A 19103-nucleotide genomic window follows, 5' to 3' on the forward strand; every position below is an offset into this window, starting at 1 on the left:
CCTGCATTCCCCGGCCAGACTCGACAGCGTTACGCGGTCGGCTGCCCCGTTTGACCCTTTGGAGAACCGCCCGTGATATCGACCCTGCATGTAGCCAGAATCAAAGCCTGGGGCGCCCACGGCTTCACCGCCACCGGTGTGGTATTGGCATTCCTGGCCACCCTGGCGCTGCTGGAAAACTCGCCCAAGGCCTGCCTGCTGTGGCTGGGCCTGGCGCTGGTGGTCGATGGCGTCGACGGCTCCCTGGCCCGACGGGTCAACGTCAGCACGGTGTTGCCCAGCTTTGACGGCTCGGTACTGGACCTGGTGATCGATTACCTCACCTACGTGTTCATCCCGGCACTGTTTATCTACCGCTATATCGACCTGCCGGAATTCACCCACCTGTTTGCGGTGTCGGTGATCCTGGTGTCGTCGCTGTTCTGCTTTTGCAACGTGAACATGAAGAGCAAGGACAACTATTTCGTCGGCTTCCCGGCGGCGTGGAATGTGGTGGCCCTGTGCGTGTACATCATCCAGCCGGACGCCTGGGTCACCCTGCTGACCGTGATCGGCCTGGCGCTGCTGACCGTGACGCCGATGAAGTTCCTGCACCCGTTCCGGGTCAAGCGCTTCATGCCGATCAATATCGCGGTGACCACGATCTGGTTGCTGTGCAGTTTCCTGATGGTGGTGGATTATCCGAACACCAACCCGTGGACGTTCGGGCTGTGGTCGCTGATGTCGGCGTACTTTCTGGGCATCTGCATCTGGCGCACGGCGCTGGAATGGCTGGGTACCCATAAATAACCCAGCACCCAGGATCAAAATGTGGGAGGGGGCTTGCCCCCGATGGCCATAGGTATCTACACAACTCTGTAGCGCTCAACCGTAACCACGATGCGCAGCGAGTCGCTCTTGATCTGGCTTTTGATCTTGATCTCAGGCGCCCCGTTAAACCACGCTGGCCGAACGCAGGCTTGAATCCGTGGGTAACCCGGCAGGACGCCGGGTTAGCCGCACTGGGCCAGGGATGGCCCATTGCGGCGGCCCACGGATTCAAGCCTGCGTTCGGGCACACCGAGCCTAGGCGAGGTGCCGAGTGGTGGGGCAAGAGCGTTTTGCTTACTTTTGACTGGGCCGGCATTCCGGCTTTTCAAAAGTGAGCCGCCGTCAGGGCGGAACCCTAAGTGGCCGTGACCGCAGAAACGGATATGTACTCGATCTGATCCAACATCCTGGTCGGCCCAGAGGCCGCCATCGGGGGCAAGCCCCCTCCCACATTTGGTTTTGCGTACATCCGGGGGGTAAGATGGCGGCCTTCCCAGCAGCCCCGCCAACAATAAGCCCTGCCCATGCCCTTCGAACTCAGCGTTGACCTGACCACCCTCGCCATTCTCGCCGTCGTGGCCTTTGTTGCCGGTTTCATCGACGCCATCGCCGGCGGCGGCGGCCTGCTCACCACCCCTGCCCTGCTTACCGCCGGCATGCCACCGCACCTGGTGCTGGGCACCAACAAGCTCAGTTCCACCTTTGGCTCGGCCACCGCCAGCTTTACCTTCTACCGCCGCAAGCTGTTCCACCCGCGCCAATGGGTGCATGCCATCGTCGGTACATTGATCGGTGCGTTGACCGGCGCCGTGGTCGCGCACTATTTGCCCGCCGAAACCCTGAACAAGATGCTGCCGGTGATCGTGTTCGCCTGCGGGGTGTACCTGCTGTTCGGCGGCACGCCCAAGGCGCCGCTGGACGCCGAGGCACCCATCAAGAAGAAATGGCAGGCTACTCAGGGCTTCGGCCTGGGTTTCTACGACGGCGTGGCCGGGCCCGGCACCGGCGCGTTCTGGACCGTGAGCACCATGCTGCTGCACCCGATCGACCTGGTGAAGGCCAGCGGTGTGGCGCGCAGCATGAACTTCGTCAGCAACGCGGCGGCACTGACGGTGTTCATCATCAACGGTTCGGTGGACTGGATCGTCGGCCTGGCGATGGGCATCTCGGTGATGGGCGGCGCATTCTTTGGCGCTCGCAGCGCCATCAGCGGCGGCGCCAAGTTCATTCGCCCGGTGTTCATCACCGTGGTGCTCGGCCTGACCGTGCGCCTAGCCTGGCAGCACTGGTTCAGCGTGGCCTAGGCGACGCGCCACATAGAGGTCGATCAGGTAGCGCGCAATCGAGCGTGACGCCGGCAACGGCGGCAGGTCGTGGATATTGAACCACTGCGCATCTTCGATTTCATCGGCCTGGGGCACGATGTCGCCACCGGCATACTCGGCATGAAAGCCCAGCATCATCGAATGCGGGAACGGCCAGCACTGGCTGCCCATGTACTGCAGGTTCTTCACCTCGACCTGCACTTCCTCGCGCACCTCACGGATCAGGCAGTCTTCAGCCGACTCACCCGGCTCGGCAAAGCCGGCCAGGGTGCTGTAGACCCCGGTGACAAAGCGTGGCGAGCGCGCCAGCAGGATTTCATCGCCACGGGTCACCAGCACGATCATGCTCGGCGAAATCCGCGGATAGCTGCGCAGGTCGCAGTCTTGGCAGTACATCGCCCGTTCCCGTGGCACCTGGACCATGGCCTGGCCGCAACTGCCGCAGAAGCAATGCTCGCGCGCCCAGGTGCCGATTTGCGCGGCATAGCCCAGCACTTTGTACAGGGTGTGATCGCCTTGCAGCATAAAACCGCGCAGGCCTTGCCAACTGCAGCCCGGCACCTGGGCAGCACCGTTGATTTCCAGCAGGTACACCGGCTCGCCATCGAGATGCCCGATGCCGTGTTCGGCAAAGATCGACAGGTCCTGGCGCTTGAGCCATTCGCGGGGGAACAGCGGCCCGTTGGCATCGTGCAAAAAGCCGTCGCGGCTGCGGGCCACGGCCCAGCCGCCGGCGGCGTCGTTGTCCAGCAGCGTTGTGGTAATCCAGCCTGGGGTCATATCAATCAATCCACGAATTCGGGTGTCTGTTTGCTCATATGGGCCGCGATGGCCACGCGCAGGTCGTTGGATTGCAACATAGCCGAGTTCCAGGTGGCAACGTATTCCAGGCCGTCATTGATGCTGTGGTCGCGCATATAGCTGATCATCGCCTTTGTGCCTGTGACGGCAATCGGCGACTTGGCGGCGATTTCATGGGCGATGGCCATGACGCCCGCCAGCAGGCTGGCCGGGTCGGCATACACACGATTGACCAGGCCGATGCTGCGCGCTTCTTCGGCGCCGAACTGACGACCGGTGTAGGCCAGTTCGCGCAACATGCCGTCGCCGACGATGCGCGGCAGGCGCTGCAAGGTGCCGACGTCGGCGGCCATGCCGATATCAACTTCCTTGATCGAGAACAGCGCGTCCTCGGCGGCATAGCGCATGTCACAGGCGCTGATCAGGTCAATGGCGCCGCCGATGCAGTAGCCGTGGATCGCTGCCAGCACCGGCTTGCGGCAATTGTCGACCGCATTGAACGAGGTTTGCAGTTCGAGGATCTTGCGCCGCAGCACGCGCGCGTTACGGCCCACATCCTTGCCCAGCTCATTGGCCACCGAAGCCAGCATCATCAGGTCGATGCCGGAGGAAAAGTGCTTGCCGGCACCACTGAGCACCACCGCGCGCACCGCATCGGTGTCTTCGACCCATTGGAAGATATCGATGATTTCGCTCCAGAACGCCGCGTTCATCGCGTTGATCTTTTCCGGGCGGTTGATCTGCACATGGGCAACGTTGCCGTTGAGTTCGACGACGAAAGCTTGGTATTCGGACATGGCAGTGATCCCTGACTGGCGAGTGATAAGGCCTGAACTATAACAAGGCCAGGCAACGGCGCATCGGCCAAAAGCGGGACTGGCAAAAAACCTTGCCAGGCGCCATCCTTGGCGCTTTAAGCCGCCCCACTGCGGCGTTCGACGTTTGAAGGATATGCCCCATGCACGCCCAGCCCCTCACCCCCGCCGATTTCGACCTGATCGAAGAGACCCTGCTCAAGTACGGCGACGACCATTCGGTGCTGAACCTGGCTGAACTCGACGGTTATTTCACGGCCTTGGTCTCCAGCCCGACGCAGGTGGAGATCGCCGAGTGGTTCCCGGCAATCTGGGGCGGGCAGAACCCGGACTGGGAAAGCCCCGCAGAGGCCGGGCAGTTCCTTGAACTGTGTGTGCGCCACTTCAACACGCTGGCGGCGCAACTGGCCGGCGATTCCAAGGCATTCAAGGCCCTGTTCGATGAAAAAGAGCACCACGGCCAATCCGTGACCCTCGCGGAGGAATGGTGCTTTGGCTATATCCGTGGCGCCGCCATCGGCAACTGGCCGGCGCTGCCCGCCGAACTGGCCGTTCAGTTCGAAAAAATCTCCTGGTGCGCCGAGCAGGATAACTTCGAGCTGCCGGCGGACCTGGATGTGCAGGCTCATCAGCAACAGGTCGGCGAAATCGAACCGGCCGCCCGAGCGCTGCACGATTACTGGCTGAGCCAGCGCTAAATCTCGACAAGCACCGCACCTTTGGCCGATTATTCGGGTCCGCCCCGTCGGCCACTCCATGCCACCTCGCCTTGATCAGGAGCCTTGTCCCTTGAGTTCGCAGAAAACCGTGACCGTTACACCGCCCAACTTTCCTCTCAATGGCAAGGTCGCGCCCCCCGGCTCCAAATCCATTACCAACCGCGCCCTGTTGCTGGCGGCCCTGGCCAACGGCACCAGCCGCTTGAGCGGTGCCCTGAAGAGCGACGACACCCGCCACATGTCGGTGGCCCTGCGGCAGATGGGTGTGACCATCGATGAGCCAGACGACACCACCTTCGTGGTTACCGGCCAGGGCAAACTGCAATGGCCAGCGCAACCGCTGTTCCTCGGCAATGCCGGCACCGCCATGCGCTTTCTCACCGCCGCTGTCGCCACCGTGGAAGGCACCGTGATACTGGACGGCGACGACTACATGCAAAAGCGCCCGATCGGGCCACTGCTCGACACCCTCGGCCAGAACGGCATCCGGGTCGACAGCCCGACCGGCTGCCCACCGGTGACCGTGCACGGCGTGGGCAAGGTCCAAGCCAAGCGCTTCGAGATCGATGGCGGGCTGTCCAGCCAATATGTATCGGCGCTGCTGATGCTCGCAGCCTGCGGCGAAGCGCCGATCGAAGTCGCATTGACCGGCAAGGACATCGGCGCCCGTGGCTATGTGGACCTGACCCTCGATTGCATGCGTGCCTTCGGCGCCCAGGTTGAAGCCGTCAACGACAGCACCTGGCGCGTGGCCGCGACCGGCTACAGCGCCCATGATTACCTGATCGAACCCGACGCCTCCGCCGCCACCTACCTGTGGGCCGCAGAAGTGTTGACCGGCGGCCGTATCGACATCGGCGTTGCCGCCGGCGACTTCACCCAGCCGGACGCCAAGGCCCAGGCGGTGATCGCCCAGTTCCCGAACATGCAGGCCACGGTGGTGGGCTCGCAGATGCAGGACGCCATCCCGACCCTGGCGGTGCTCGCCGCCTTCAACAACACCCCGGTGCGCTTCACTGAACTGGCCAACCTGCGCGTCAAGGAGTGTGACCGCGTGCAGGCGCTGCACGACGGCCTCAACGCAATCCGGCCGGGCCTGGCGACCATCGAGGGCGACGATCTGCTGGTGGCGGCTGACCCGGCCCTGGCCGGCACGGCGTGCACCGCATCGATCGACACCCATGCCGACCACCGCATCGCCATGTGCTTTGCCCTGGCCGGGCTGAAAGTCTCGGGCATCCGGATCCAGGACCCGGACTGTGTGGCCAAGACCTACCCCGGGTACTGGAAAGCCTTGGGCAGCCTCGGCGTGACGCTCAGCGACTAAGTCCAAGGCGCAGGTTACGGGAGGGCACGCACATGACCATTCGCCAACCCTGCCCACCCGGCGTCTGCGACTGCGAGCGCGAACGCTTGCTGGAGGCGCCGGGCGCTGACCTGCGTATCCTCAGCCTGACACGCCAGGAGGAAAAGCGCCTGCTCGAGCGCCTGGAAAACCTCAAGGACCTGCCGGACCTGGAGCATATGCAGCAGCGGATGTACGAGCAGTTGGGCATCCGCCTGCACATCGCGCCAGGCCATACCGAGGTCAAGAGCATGCGCGGGATCCAGATCGTCATCGACGAACTGCCCGGCCTGTGTCGCAAGACCCGGCAATCGATCCCGGCAGCGATTCGTCGCGGCATGGAGAAGCAGCCCGAGATTGCCTACCGCTTGCTCGACGCTCACGATCTGTTTCGCGACGCTTGAATCACCCCGCGACTGTCTCACGCTCAAACAGCCCCTGCCCGACCGTCCTGGCCTTGTGCAAATGCGCTTGGGCACTGTCGCTTTCCGACTCCAGCAGCAGCTCCGAGGTCAGCACCTGCGCGCCGCAATAGTCAAAGATCCCGTAATCGATCTGCGTGCGCATGGCCTTGGCATAGCCGTGCCGGTCAAAGGCGCTTGCATCCGCAGCGCCCAAGGCCAGCAGATGCACCTGCAAGTGCCGCAGCTTCTTGGTCATGGGGATGTCCGGGCCGTACTCGATCGCCCAGCCGTTGACGAAGACACGGTCGATCCAACCCTTGAGCAACGCCGGCATGGACCACCAATAGATCGGGAACGCCAGCACCAACGCGTCGGCGCGGTCGATGCGTGCCTGTTCGGCCAGCACATCCGCCGGCGGCGTTGCGCGGCTGCGGTGTACCTGGTGGTCTGCGGCGGTGTAGCGAGGGTCGAAACCTTCGGCCGCGAGGTCGGCGATTTCAAAGGTATGGCCGGATGCGCTCAAACCGGCGCCGACCTGCTCGGCCATACTGCGGGTGAGGGATTGCCGGTCGTGATGAGCAACAATGATAAGTGCGTGCATGACAATGTGTCCTTTTGGGCTTAAGCTACTTTTAGTAAGTTAACGCCCTTAAGTTACTTTTGGTATATAAGCATGTCAAGCGAACAATCCCCTGCCCCCCGGCGGCGCCTTTCCCGTGAAGAACGCCTGCATCAATTATTGGAAACCGCCTGGCAACTGGTGCGCGAAGAAGGCACCGACGCTCTGACCCTGGGCCGCCTGGCCGAGCTGGCCGGGGTAACCAAGCCGGTAGTCTACGATCACTTCGTCACGCGCTCGGGCTTGTTGGCCGCGCTGTATGAAGACTTCGACGGGCGCCAGAATCAGGTGTTTGTCAACGCCATCGAGGCCAGCAGCGCGACGCTTGAAGACCGCGCATGGGTGATCGCGTCGTCCTATGTGGATTGTGTGCTGCTGCAAGGTCGCGAGATTCCGGGGGTGACGGCGGCACTGAGTGGCTCACCGGAGTTGGAAGCGCTCAAGTGCAAGTACGAAGCGATCTTCCTCGACAAATGCCGCGATGCCCTTGCGCCGTTCGCGCCGGATGGCAGGCTTTCCCAGGCCGGCCTGCGTGCCATGCTGGGCGCTGCCGAAGCCTTGTCCCATGCGGCCGCCAGCGCAGAGATCAGCCGTGAAGAAGCGCAGCAGGAACTGCTGGCGACCATAGTGGCGATGGTCAAGCGCGGCGTCTCAAAAGCGGGATGAGGCCTATCTGATAAAAGAAAATCGAACTGTTGGAGGGGCTTGCCCTAATGCCAGTCAGTTAAGCGTACGCCGCCCTCAGTAGGAGCGAGCTTGCTCGCGAAAAACTCACAGGCGCCGTGTTCATTCAGGAAGCACGCGTTATCGTTGACGTTTTTCGCGAGCAAGCTCGCTCCTACAGTTAATCCTCAGTGTTTGAACCTTAGGCCAGGCGTTGATCGACAAACACCCGCACCTTGCGCGCCAGTTGATCCAAATGCCGATCACGCTGCTTTTCCGCATCCACCATGGCGCGCTTGCCATGCTTTTGCAGCAGGTAGGTATGGATCTGCCGCACTTCCACGCAGCTGTAGATAGCGGCCACGTCCAGCACGCCCATCAACCCAGCGGTGCCGTAGTCCCGCGTATTCATCAGCACTTGCGTGCCGCGCGCGCCGCGCACTTTGAAGCCCATGGCTTCGAATGCCGGGACCTTTTCAACCGAACACGCCAGTTCGGCGTGGGGATAACGCGCAAGTACATCGTCCAGCATGGCCCGGGCCAGACCCTGGCGCCTGGAACCGGCGTGCACGGCCATAAAGGCCACACCACAGGCCTGGGGGTCGTCCTTCACCGGCAGATACAGGCAAAAGCCGACGACGGTCTCGTCCTGCATCGCCACCACCAGCTCGACGCTGATGCCCTTCGAGCCGTCCAACGCCTCCAGGTACAGGTGCACCTCAAAACCGATGGCGTACTGGTAGATGTTGTAGAGCAGATTGCTGGGCGCCAGGGCCACGCTGCTGATGTCGGTGAGGTTGTCGACCACCATCTGCAGGATCTGGCTGTTGACCGGTTCGGGACACGGCGTGGTGTAGCGGGTAAGGCTGAACATGCAAATTCCTGGGGTTTCGCGTCAAGGCAGTGGCGATTGTACCTGTTACGTGTGATGTCGCCGGGGTCCGTGGCATCCGACGTTCAACAAATGAGTGAAAAAAGTTCGGACCAACGGGTGCATGCATGCCCCTGGATCGCGCATCATGGGCACTTTCAAGTTCAAGGGTAACGTCCATGCGCGTTCTGTCATTGATGATGGGTCTTACGACGCTGGCCGCCAGTACGGTGTTCTGCGCCAGCGCGATGGCGAATGAAGAAAGTCAGTTGGTACAACAGATCAATCAGTACCGCAGCCAGGTGCAGCGCTGCGACGACCAGGGTTCCCAGGAGTTGCCGCCGCTGGCCAGTGACACACGGCTGGTGCTGCCGGCCTCCAATGTCGGCGATCTGCAGCAGTCGCTGGCGCGGGCTGCGTACCCGATGGTCAACGTACAGGCCATCAGCCTGTCCGGGCCCAAGGACGCCGAGGCCGCCATGAAAGCGGTGCGTGAAAGCTTCTGTCGCGTGGTGCTCGACCCGCAATTCGTCGATATCGGCGTGAGCAACAACGGCCAGGACTGGCGCATCGTACTGGCGCGCCCGCTGCTCACCAGTGGCCTGGGCGACTGGCAGACCGAAGGCCGCAAGCTGCTCGACCTGATCAATGCCGCCCGCGCCCAGCCGCGCGAGTGCGGCACCCAGACGTTCACGGCGACCACGCCGCTGTCGTGGAACGACGAGTTGGCCAACGCCGCCAACAGCCATACGCGCAATATGGCCAACGGCAACTTTTTCGATCACCTCGACCACGATGGTCGTACCCCCGGCGACCGTGCCGAACTGGCCGGCTATGTGGGAAAAAATATCGGCGAAAATATCGCCGCCGGTCTCGATACGCCGCGCAAGGTACTCGACGGGTGGCTCGCCAGCCCCGGCCATTGCGCCAACCTGATGAACCCGCAATTTCGCGATTTGGGCGCGGCCTACGCGATGGACCCGAAAAGCGATGCAGGCATCTATTGGACGGGGCTGTTCGGCACACAATAAAGCCTGTGGCCGAGCCACCAAATGCGCAATAAAATCAAAGTGCTATCCAGCAGTCCAACGTGCTGAACTGATTGCGGTCATACCGGTCTGTAGCTAGGCAGTCTGACCTCTTCAAGGCTTAACTACGGGTAGCGAAAGGTGTGAACCCAATGATGAATTGGCTGCAAGGCAGCAGCGAAATGGCAGAGCGGGTTCGTCGGCATGATTGGGCCAATTCGCCCCTGGGGCCCCTTGAACACTGGCCGGACGTGTTGAAGACAACCGTGGCGCTGTGCTTCGCCTCCAGCTTCCCCCAGGCGATTGTCTGGGGGCCTCAGTTGATCACCCTCTACAACGACGCCTTCGTGCCGATCCTGGGTAACAAGCCCGATGCCCTGGGCCGCCCATTCAGCGACGTGTGGCACGAGGTATGGGATGACATCCGCCCCATTGCCGACACCGCGTTTGCCGGGCAGGCCACCTACATCGAAAACTTCCCTCTGGTGATCCAGCGCAACGAGGCGCCTGAACAAGCGTACTTCACCTTTTGCTACAGCCCGATTCGAAACGCGAAAGGTGCGGTGGTCGGGTTGCTCGATACCGTGACCGAAACCACCGACACGGTGTTTCTCACGCGGCGCCTGGAAGTGCTGGACGCCATCGGCAACAGCGTCGCCACCGCCACCGACGCCGAAGCCATCATGACCTCGACCACGCGTTTGCTGGCCGAGCACCTGCACGTGTCGATTTGCGCCTACGCCGACATGGAAGACGATCAGGATGGCTTTACCATTCGCGGCGACTGGTCGGCGCAGGGCTCACCGAGCATTATTGGCCATTACAGCCTGGCCGCGTTCGGTGAGCGCGCGGTGACCTGTCTGCGGGCTGGGGAACCCTTGGTCATCTGCAACAACCTGCTCGAACTGCCAGCTCACGAAACCGCTAATTTCCAGGCGCTCGGCGTTACGGCGACCATCTGCATACCCCTGATCAAACACGGGCGCCTCACCGCATTGATGGCCGTGCACGACAAACAGCCCCGCTACTGGTCCTCCTATGACCTGGCACTGCTGCGCGAAGTCACCGAGCGCTCCTGGGCGCATATCGAACGCGTGCGCGCCGATGCCGCAGTGCGGGCGGGCCTTGCAGCCTATACCGAACTCAACGCGACCCTGGAGCAGCGCGTGGAAGAACGCACCCGCGCCCTCGCCCAGGCCGAAGCCGCGCTGCGCCAGTCGCAAAAGCTCGAGGCCATCGGCCAGCTGACCGGCGGCGTCGCCCATGACTTCAACAACCTGCTGACGATCATTCGCTCATCCGTGGATTTCCTGCGCCAGCCGGAGCTGTCGGAAGAACGCCGGCAACGCTACATGTGGGCGGTATCCGATACCGTCGAGCGGGCCAGCAAACTCACCAGCCAACTGCTCGCCTTTGCCCGCCGCCAGCCGCTGAATCCACAGGTGTTCGATGTCAGCCAACGGGTGCGCAACATCGGTGATATGCTCGAAAGCGTCACCGGCGCACGCATTCAAGTGCAGGTGCAATTGCCCGATCAGCACTGCTTTGCGCGCATCGATCCGAGCCAGTTCGAAACCGCATTGATCAACATTGCCCTCAACGCCCGCGACGCGATGGACGGCCAGGGCAGCCTGACCATCAAGGTCGTGGGGCAGCAACCACTGCCGAGCATCCGCGGCGACGCCGGGTCGCCCCTGCCCCACATCAGCATTTCCCTGGCCGATACCGGCAGCGGTATTGCCGGCGATGCCTTCGAGCGCATTTTCGAGCCGTTCTTCACCACCAAGGCCGTGGGCAAGGGCACCGGGCTGGGTTTGTCACAAGTCTTCGGCTTTGCCAAGCAATCGGGTGGCAATATCGATGTGGCCAGCACCCTCGGCCGGGGTACGGTGTTTACCTTGTACCTGCCCCAGGTGGAAGTGGAAGGCGAAGCCGCACCGCCGCAGGACGAACAGCCAGAGCTGGCGCCACCGCTGGACGTTGCCCAACGGCATGTACTGATCGTCGAAGACAACCTGGAGGTGGGACGTTTCGCCAACCAGATCCTCAAGGATCTGGGTTACCAGACCACCTGGGCCACCAATGCCGAACAAGCGCTGACGCTTGCCGGCAAAGACGCCGAGGCCTTCGACGCGGTTTTCTCGGATGTGGTGATGCCAGGGATGACAGGCGTGGCCATGGCCAAGCTGCTGCGTCAGCGCCGTGCGGACCTGCCGGTGGTACTCGTCTCGGGCTACAGCGAAGAACTGGCGGACAGTGGGTACGAGGGCTTTGAGTTCCTCGCCAAACCCTACTCCGCCGAACAGGTGGCGCGCGCGTTGGCCAGGGCCATGGCCAAGGATCAGCCCGCCACCGCGACCTGATTGCGACCCAGCGCCTTGGCCCGGTACAGCGCCTTGTCGGCGCAGTCCATCAAGCCATTCAGGTCCAGCGGCTCGGCGTGGGTCGATGCAAGGCCCAGACTGGCACTCAGCCCCTGCACCGGGTCGGCGCGCAGGTCGCCAATGGCCTGGACCAGTTGCTCTGCAATGCTGCGCGCGGTCTCCAGAGACGTATTGGGCAGCAATATTGCGAATTCTTCGCCCCCCAGACGACCGGACACATCGACCTGGCGAAACGAGGCGCTGATCACGCCGCCAATCTGGCGCAACACCTGATCGCCGGTCTGATGACCGTAGGTGTCATTGATGCTTTTGAAGTGATCCATGTCCAACATCAGCGCGCACAACGGCTGCTGCTCGCGATGGCACTGGGCGTACAGCGCCTGGGCACGCTCGTAGAAGGCACGACGGTTCATCAACCCGGTCAGTTCATCGGTCTGGGCGGCGTGGGTTGAAAGGGTGTGCGCACGTTCCATCTGGCGGGTCAGGCGAAAGGCTTTTTCCAGGGCATCGGAGAGCTTGCGCGTGGCGCCCACTACAAAGGAGGAAAACACCAACACCGCCAGCGCCACGCCCATCTGCATCGGCGCCGGCTGGAACAAAAGCCACAGGGTACACGGCAACAGCACCAGGCCCATGGACCCCAGCGACATGGAGCGATAAGCCGAATAGCACGACACTGCGCTGACCGACATGCCCACGGCAAACAGCATGACCAGCACTTGGGACAGGCGGTCATCGACGGGCATCACCGCCAGCGCCCCGCCGCCCCAGATCCCTGCCGACAGCATCAGTGTCAGCCCGTAACGACGCTCCCAGCGCGCGGGCGTGCGTTCGCTATTGGGACAGCGAAACCATTCCAGGAACAGCTGCAGGCGCACCAGTGAGGAACCCGCCAGCAGCACCAGCCAGACCACCATGACCTGGTGATCGAAACGCTCCCAGCATAGCCAGCAGAGCATGATGGCGCCCAGGCAGGCGCCAAATATGGCCGAGAATGACTGGCGAAACAGCTGATGCAAACGGTCGGTTCGCACTTGTTCTTCGATGACGTGGTCCGGGTCTTGCCCATGCCCAAGGCTATGCATGCGATTCGCCTGTTTGGCTGCTCCGACAGAGGCGCCATTGTGGCACCCTGCCAGTAGCCCGGACAACAGGATCGTGCGTGCTAGAGCGTTTAACCCTTCTGAGCAGATGCACTGCAATCCAAATGTGGGAGGGGGCTTGCCCTCGATGGCGGCCTCTGGGATGACCAGGATGTTGGATTGGACCGAGTACATATCCGTTTCTGCGGTCACGGCTGCTATGGGTTCCGCTTTTACAGCGGCTCACTTTTGAAAAGCGCAAAAGTAAGCAAAACGCTCTTGCCCCACCACTCGGCACCTCGCTAATGCTCGGTGTGCCCGAACGGAGGCTTGAATCCGTTCGGCCAGCGTGGTTTAACGGGGCGCCTGAGATCAAGATCAAAAGCGCGGCGGCCTTAGAGCCGACCGGTATTTTGTGTCGGCCCCGGTCCAAATGTGGGAGGGGGCTTGCCCCCGATGGCTGCCTCTGGGCCGCCGCGATGGGTAATCCCTTGCCCAGTGCGGCTAACCCGGCATCCTGCCGGGTTGCCCACGGATTCAAGCCTGCGTTCGGCCAGCGTGGTTACGTTTGGCGCTGCAGCGTTGTGTAGATACCTATGACTCCTGTGGCCGCAGAATCAGCACGCCCAGAGGCGGCAGGTTCAACGACAGCGACACCGGCTGACCGTGGCGAGGTTCATCCACGGTCTGCACCGCACCGCCATTACCGTAGTTGGACCCGGCGTACATATCGGCATCACTGTTGATCACTTCGCTCCAGCGCCCGGCAAACGGCACGCCGACGGCGTAGGCCTCACGCGGCACCGGCGTGAAGTTGGCGACCACCAGCACCGGCTTGCCGTCCTTGCTCCAGCGCAGCCAGGCGTAGACGCTGTTGATGGCGTCATCGCCAATCAGCCACTGAAAGCCCTGGGGCGCGTCGTCCTGCTCGTGCAGCGCCGGTTCCTCGCGGTACAAGCGGTTCAGGTCGCCCACCAGCTTCTGCACCCCACGGTGTTCCGGGTATTGCAGCAGGTACCAGTCCAGTTGCTGGTCGTGATTCCACTCGCGCCACTGGCCGAATTCGCAGCCCATGAACAAGAGCTTCTTGCCCGGATGCATCCACATGAAACTCAAGTAGGCGCGCAGGTTGGCGAATTTCTGCCAGCGGTCGCCGGGCATCTTGTCGATCAGCGAGTGCTTGCCGTGCACCACCTCATCGTGGGAGATCGGCAGGATAAAGCGCTCGGACCAGGCATACACCAAGCCGAAACTCAGTTCGTTGTGATGATGGGCGCGGTAGACCGGGTCTTGCTGGATGTAATGCAGCGAGTCGTGCATCCAGCCCATGTTCCATTTGTAGTTGAAGCCCAGGCCCCCTTGCTGGGTGCTTTGACTTACGCCTGGCCATGCAGTGGACTCCTCGGCAATCACCAGCGCGCCCGGCGCTTCCAGTGCGACCACGTCGTTCAGATGGCGCAGGAAATCGATCGCTTCCAGGTTCTCCCGGCCGCCGTGGCGGTTGGGCACCCATTCACCGGCCTTGCGTGAATAATCGCGATACAGCATCGAGGCCACCGCATCCACGCGCAGGCCGTCGATATGGAAGTGCTTGAGCCAGTGCAACGCCGACGCCAGCATGAAACCGTGCACTTCGGTGCGGCCCAGGTTGTAGATCAGCGTGTCCCAATCCTGGTGGAAACCCTCCAGCGGGTTGGCGTATTCGTACAGCGCAGTGCCGTCGAATTGCGCCAGGCCGTGGGTGTCGGTGGGAAAATGCGCCGGCACCCAGTCGAGGATCACGCCAATATCCGCCCGGTGGCAGGCGTCGACGAAGTAGGCGAAATCTTCCGGCGAGCCAAAGCGTGCGCTCGGCGCGAACTGGGACAAGGCCTGATAGCCCCAGGAACCGCCGAACGGATGCTCCATGATCGGCATCAGTTCGATGTGCGTGAAGCCGAGTTGCTCCACATAGGGAATCAGCCGCTCGGCCAGTTCGCGCCAGCCGTATTGGCGTGACACTTCGCCGGCCTCGTCCAGCTCGCACTGCCAGGACCCGACGTGCAACTCATAGATCGACAGCGGCGCGGTGGATTTCTGTTTGTCGCCACGTGCCTGCATCCAGTCATGGTCCTGCCAGTCTACCTGCAACGGCGCGGCGACCTTCGAAGCGGTATCCGGCGGCAGTTGAGTGGCCAGGGCCATCGGGTCGGCCTTGAGCGGCAGGATGCCGTGGGCGCCAAGAATTTCATATTTGTAGGCCGCGCCCGGTTGCAGGCGTGGGACAAAGATTTCCCACACGCCCGAAGGATGACGCAGGCGCATCGGGTGACGGCGACCGTCCCAAACGTTGAAATCGCCGACCACCGAAACGCGTCGGGCATTCGGTGCCCACACGGCAAACCGTACGCCCTGCACACCGTCCACCGTGGTGACCTGGGCGCCCAGGCAATTGCCCAGGTCACGGTGGTTGCCTTCGGCAAACAGGTACAGGTCCATTTCACCGAGCAGCAGTTGGCTGAAGCTGTACGGGTCTTCGGTGATCTGCTCGCCGCCGGCCCACTGGATCTTCAGCAGGTAATCCTGGCGCGTGCCGAAGTGCCCGACGAACAGTCCCGGCACCTGGGTCGCGTCGAGGCTGCCGATCGGCTCGCCGCTGTCACGCGCCAGTACCTGGACGCTCAGGGCTTCAGGCAGGAACGCACGGATAAACTGCCCGCCCTGCTCATCATCGTGCGGCCCAAGGATCGAGAATGGATCAGGGTGCTCGGCGCGCACCAGCGCTTCGACGTCCCTGGATGCCGGCATTGCAGTCAACTTGGGCTGCAGCGGTTCTCTATGCGTAAAACTCATGACGTCTCCCCACCGCGTGCAGTTTTCGATTCAGGTGTAAGCCCGCTGAGCAAACCGTGCAACCCTTGCAAGGGCACCGGCAACCAGCTCGGGCGATTTTCCGCTTCGTAGGCCACTTCATACGCGGCCTTCTCCAGGCTGAACAAGGTCAGCGCGGCGTCCTGGCCGTTGGCATCCTGCCAGTCATGCGCCAGTGTAGCCGTCGCTGCCTGATAAGCCTGGGTAAATGCCTGGCGGGCTTCACTCAGGAAGCGCTCGGTCACACGCCGACGCGCGGCGTCCGCCTCCGGCGAATGATCAACCCCCTGCACATTCAGGGCCATGGCCGCTGCGTAATCAAAGGAGCGCAACACCCCGCTGACATCCTTGTACGGGCTGTGTTTGCCTCGCCGTTCATGCAGCGGTCGCGCCGGCTCGCCTTCAAAGTCGATCAAATAGGCGTCGCCCTTGACGACCAATACCTGGCCCAGGTGCAAGTCACCGTGGACGCGAATCCGCAATCCGCCCAGCGTGGCTTTCGCCAATGCCTGGACGTGGCTGCCGATGGCTTTTTTCTGCGCCAGTAATTCACTGACCAGCGCCTGATCGGCGGGGTTCAACTGGCTTTGATTTAGTTTGAGCAAGTGCAAGGCACGTTCGATCTGCGCGCCTACGTCCTTGGCCCAGGCCTGGGCGTCCCTGGCCGAGGTGACTTCGGGCTTGAAGTCCTTGTTCTGGGTGGGCGCGCCCAACACCACGTGCATTTCACCCAGGCGCTGACCGAGCAGGCCGGCGAAGTCCGCCAGCTCGCCGAGGGCGTTGTAGTGCTGCTCCTGTTCGGACATCGCTTCGGCCAACTCGTCGCGAATGGCCCGCTCGAGGTTGTTCTGGGTCCAGCTCCAGGCATCGCCCTGGTTGCTCAGGTAGCCCTGGGCAATCATCAGCAAGCTGTCCTCGCCCTGTGCGTCGCGCCGGCTCATCGAGCCCATCAGCGGCGAAATGTTCGGGTAGGCGGCTTCGGTCAGGTAGGCGCTCATCTCCAGTTCCGGGTGAACCCCGGCGCTGACTTTGCGGATCAACTTGAGCACCAGGCTCTCGCCGACCACCACCGAACTGTTGGACTGCTCGGCAGACAGGTAGCGCACCGCTGATTCGTCCGTCAGTTGCAAGGCGGCCAGGTGCGGTGTCGCCTCGAAGCGCAGGTCACCCTCGCTGCAATTGAGCACGGTAGCGGCCTGCATGCCTTGAATCACACTGCGAATAAAATGCTCGAGGCTGAACGCGTCGGTGACCAGCCCCACCTGGCGGCTGCGCCTTACCCGCGCCAATGCCAGTTGCTGCGGCAAGGCGCTGGTGAGCTGGTCTTCGCCGAGGAAACCGAACGGCAATTGATAGCGGCTGGTCTGCCCCGCGCTGGTGACGTCGATTTCGCTGAGCAGCACCGGATGCTGCGCATCACCGAAGCGCACGCCATAGGCAATATGCACGCTGTCGATGGTGGCGTCCTTGCCGGCGAACCAGCGGCGCTTGGGCAGCCAGGCCGGCAACGAGGTGTGTTCCAGGGTGGTGCGACCGGGTTCTTCGAGCAACTCTTCCATACGTTTTTTCAACACCAATGTCGTGAAGTCGGGAATGCTCTGGGCCGGTTCCACATGCCAGCTGGGCATCTGGTTTTCCGCCGCCAGCACGAACCAATAAAAGCCATAGGGCGCCAAAGTCAGCAGGAAATTCAGCTGGCCGATGGGCGGGAAGGCGTTACCGCCCAGCATCTCCACCGGCACCATCCCGGCGAATGCCGACAGGTCCAGTTCCGCGGCCTGGGCGCTGCGCGAGACGTTGGCCACGCACAGGATGATTTCGCTGCGGCCGTCCTCCCCGGTGTATTCACGGGTATACGCCAGGATGCGGCGGTTGCTCGGCGACAGCATTTTCAGGCTGCCGCGACCGAACGCCCTGGACTGCTTGCGCACCGCCAGCATGCGCCGCGTCCAGTTCAGCAATGAATGCGGGTCCTGGGCCTGGGTTTCGACGTTGACCGACTGGTAGCCGTACTGCGCGTCCATGATCGGCGGCAATACCAGGCTGGCCGGGTCGGCGCGGGAAAAGCCGCCATTGCGATCGATGGACCATTGCATTGGCGTACGTACGCCATCGCGGTCGCCCAGGTAAATGTTGTCGCCCATGCCGATTTCGTCGCCGTAGTAGAGGGTCGGCGTGCCGGGCATCGACAGCAACAGGCTGTTGAGCAGTTCCACGCGGCGCCGGTCACGCTCCACCAGGGGTGCTAGGCGTCGGCGAATGCCCAGGTTGATACGCGCGCGGCGATCTGCGGCGTAGTAGTTCCACAGGTAGTCGCGCTCTTTGTCGGTGACCATTTCCAGGGTCAATTCATCGTGGTTGCGCAGGAAGATCGCCCACTGGCAATTGGCCGGAATCTCCGGGGTCTGGCGCAGGATGTCGGTGATGGGGAAACGATCTTCCTGGGCCAGCGCCATATACATGCGCGGCATCAACGGGAAGTGGAAGGCCATATGGCATTCATCGCCGTCGTCGCCCTTGCGGTCACCGAAGTAGAGTTGCGTGTCTTCCGGCCATTGGTTGGCCTCGGCCAACAACATGCGATCAGGGTAATTGGCGTCTATTTCGGCGCGGATCTGCTTGAGCACCCCGTGGGTCTCGGGCAGGTTCTCGTTGTTGGTGCCGTCACGCTCGATCAGGTAGGGAATCGCGTCGAGGCGCAGGCCGTCGATGCCCAGGTCGAGCCAGTAGCGCATCACCGACAGCACCGCCTTCATGACCTGCGGGTTGTCGAAGTTCAGGTCCGGCTGGTGCGAATAGAAACGGTGCCAGAAGTACTGGCCGGCCACCGGGTCCCAGGTCCAGTTGGACTTCTCGGTGTCGAGGAAAATGATCCGCGTGCCGTCGTATTTCTGGTCGTCATCGGACCAGACGTAGAAGTCCCGCGCCGCCGAGCCCGGTTTGGCCTTGCGTGCCCGCTGGAACCAGGGGTGCTGGTCGGAGGTGTGGTTGATCACCAGTTCGGTAATCACCCGCAGCCCGCGTTTATGGGCCTCGGCGATGAAGCGTTTGGCATCGGCCATGGTCCCGTAGTCGCTGTGCACGCCACGGTATTCGGCAATGTCGTAGCCGTCATCGCGACGCGGCGAGGGGTAGAACGGCAACAGCCAAATGGTGTTGACACCCAGGTCGGCAATGTAGTCGAGCTTGGCGATCAACCCGGGAAAGTCACCAATGCCATCGTTGTTGGAGTCGAAATAGGATTTGACGTGCACCTGATAGATCACCGCGTCCTTGTACCAGAGCGGGTCTTTGATAAAGGTGGCTGCCTTGGGTTTCTTCGCCATTGCACACTCCTGAAATGCTGCAGACGCAAATGCGATCAATGTGGGAGGGGGCTTGCCCCCG

The 19103-nt window shown here is 62.4% G+C and carries 15 protein-coding genes; 8 read left to right on the plus strand and 7 right to left on the minus strand.

What is annotated here, in order from left to right; all coding sequences use genetic code 11:
* Nucleotides 1-72 precede the first annotated feature (72 nt).
* Both pcsA and BOP93_RS14230 read left to right on the plus strand, forming a co-directional pair.
* The gene (pcsA, locus tag BOP93_RS14220) at nt 73-789 is read left to right on the plus strand and encodes a phosphatidylcholine synthase (protein WP_065884474.1); all 717 of its coding nucleotides are present in this window, start codon (nt 73-75) and stop codon (nt 787-789) included.
* A gap of 545 nt (nt 790-1334) precedes the next feature.
* Nucleotides 1335-2114 (plus strand): TSUP family transporter, encoded by a 780-nt coding sequence (locus tag BOP93_RS14230; RefSeq protein ID WP_065884472.1) that lies wholly within the window; start codon nt 1335-1337, stop codon nt 2112-2114.
* Here BOP93_RS14230 and nudC read toward each other — a convergent pair.
* The gene (gene nudC, locus BOP93_RS14235; RefSeq protein WP_104503136.1) at nt 2082-2915 is read right to left on the minus strand and encodes an NAD(+) diphosphatase; all 834 of its coding nucleotides are present in this window, start codon (nt 2913-2915) and stop codon (nt 2082-2084) included. The two genes, BOP93_RS14230 and nudC, sit on opposite strands and share 33 nt — an antisense overlap.
* 5 nt (nt 2916-2920) lie before the next feature.
* Nucleotides 2921-3733 (minus strand): crotonase/enoyl-CoA hydratase family protein, encoded by an 813-nt coding sequence (locus BOP93_RS14240; RefSeq protein ID WP_104503137.1) that lies wholly within the window; start codon nt 3731-3733, stop codon nt 2921-2923.
* Nucleotides 3734-3894: 161 nt separating this feature from the next.
* Here BOP93_RS14240 and BOP93_RS14245 point away from each other — a divergent pair, with 161 nt between their 5' ends.
* From BOP93_RS14245 to BOP93_RS14255, 3 genes are all read left to right on the plus strand, one after another.
* A complete protein-coding gene (locus tag BOP93_RS14245; protein WP_104503138.1) occupies nt 3895-4449 on the plus strand; it encodes a UPF0149 family protein in 555 nt (184 codons plus the stop codon).
* 91 nt (nt 4450-4540) lie between these two features.
* On the plus strand, nt 4541-5797 hold the full coding sequence (gene aroA, locus BOP93_RS14250) for a 3-phosphoshikimate 1-carboxyvinyltransferase (RefSeq protein WP_104503139.1): 1257 nt from the start codon (nt 4541-4543) through the stop codon (nt 5795-5797).
* Nucleotides 5798-5829: 32 nt separating this feature from the next.
* Nucleotides 5830-6219: a hypothetical protein gene (locus BOP93_RS14255; RefSeq protein WP_104503140.1), complete on the plus strand. Its 390-nt coding sequence runs from the start codon at nt 5830-5832 to the stop codon at nt 6217-6219.
* A gap of 1 nt (nt 6220) precedes the next feature.
* On the opposite strand, the gene BOP93_RS14260 is transcribed toward BOP93_RS14255, so the two are convergent.
* Nucleotides 6221-6820, minus strand: a complete 600-nt coding sequence (locus BOP93_RS14260) for an NAD(P)H-dependent oxidoreductase (protein WP_104503141.1) — start codon at nt 6818-6820, stop codon at nt 6221-6223.
* A gap of 72 nt (nt 6821-6892) precedes the next feature.
* Between BOP93_RS14260 and BOP93_RS14265 the strand changes: the two genes are divergently transcribed.
* Nucleotides 6893-7504, plus strand: coding sequence for a TetR/AcrR family transcriptional regulator (locus BOP93_RS14265; protein ID WP_104503142.1), 612 nt, complete (start codon nt 6893-6895; stop codon nt 7502-7504).
* A gap of 199 nt (nt 7505-7703) precedes the next feature.
* Here BOP93_RS14265 and BOP93_RS14270 read toward each other — a convergent pair whose 3' ends face one another.
* Nucleotides 7704-8375, minus strand: coding sequence for a GNAT family N-acetyltransferase (locus BOP93_RS14270; RefSeq protein WP_104503143.1), 672 nt, complete (start codon nt 8373-8375; stop codon nt 7704-7706).
* Between the two features lie 176 nt (nt 8376-8551).
* On the opposite strand from BOP93_RS14270, the gene BOP93_RS14275 reads away from it, so the two are divergent.
* Nucleotides 8552-9403, plus strand: coding sequence for a CAP domain-containing protein (locus tag BOP93_RS14275; protein WP_104503144.1), 852 nt, complete (start codon nt 8552-8554; stop codon nt 9401-9403).
* A gap of 149 nt (nt 9404-9552) precedes the next feature.
* The gene (locus BOP93_RS14280; RefSeq protein WP_104503145.1) at nt 9553-11763 is read left to right on the plus strand and encodes a GAF domain-containing protein; all 2211 of its coding nucleotides are present in this window, start codon (nt 9553-9555) and stop codon (nt 11761-11763) included.
* Here BOP93_RS14280 and BOP93_RS14285 read toward each other — a convergent pair.
* The 3 genes from BOP93_RS14285 to treS all read right to left on the minus strand — a co-directional run bounded on the left by BOP93_RS14285 (nt 11742) and on the right by treS (nt 19042).
* Nucleotides 11742-12869 carry a GGDEF domain-containing protein gene (locus BOP93_RS14285; protein WP_104503146.1) on the minus strand — a complete coding sequence of 376 codons (1128 nt, stop codon included), beginning with the start codon at nt 12867-12869 and terminating at the stop codon, nt 11742-11744. The two genes, BOP93_RS14280 and BOP93_RS14285, sit on opposite strands and share 22 nt — an antisense overlap.
* A gap of 591 nt (nt 12870-13460) precedes the next feature.
* On the minus strand, nt 13461-15698 hold the full coding sequence (glgB, locus tag BOP93_RS14290; protein ID WP_104503147.1) for a 1,4-alpha-glucan branching protein GlgB: 2238 nt from the start codon (nt 15696-15698) through the stop codon (nt 13461-13463).
* Nucleotides 15695-19042: a maltose alpha-D-glucosyltransferase gene (treS, locus tag BOP93_RS14295; RefSeq protein ID WP_104503148.1), complete on the minus strand. Its 3348-nt coding sequence runs from the start codon at nt 19040-19042 to the stop codon at nt 15695-15697. Before treS ends, glgB begins: the two co-directional genes overlap by 4 nt.
* Nucleotides 19043-19103: the final 61 nt, after the last annotated feature.

It is taken from the genome of Pseudomonas orientalis (genome assembly GCF_002934065.1).
Lineage (GTDB): Bacteria > Pseudomonadota > Gammaproteobacteria > Pseudomonadales > Pseudomonadaceae > Aquipseudomonas > Aquipseudomonas orientalis_A.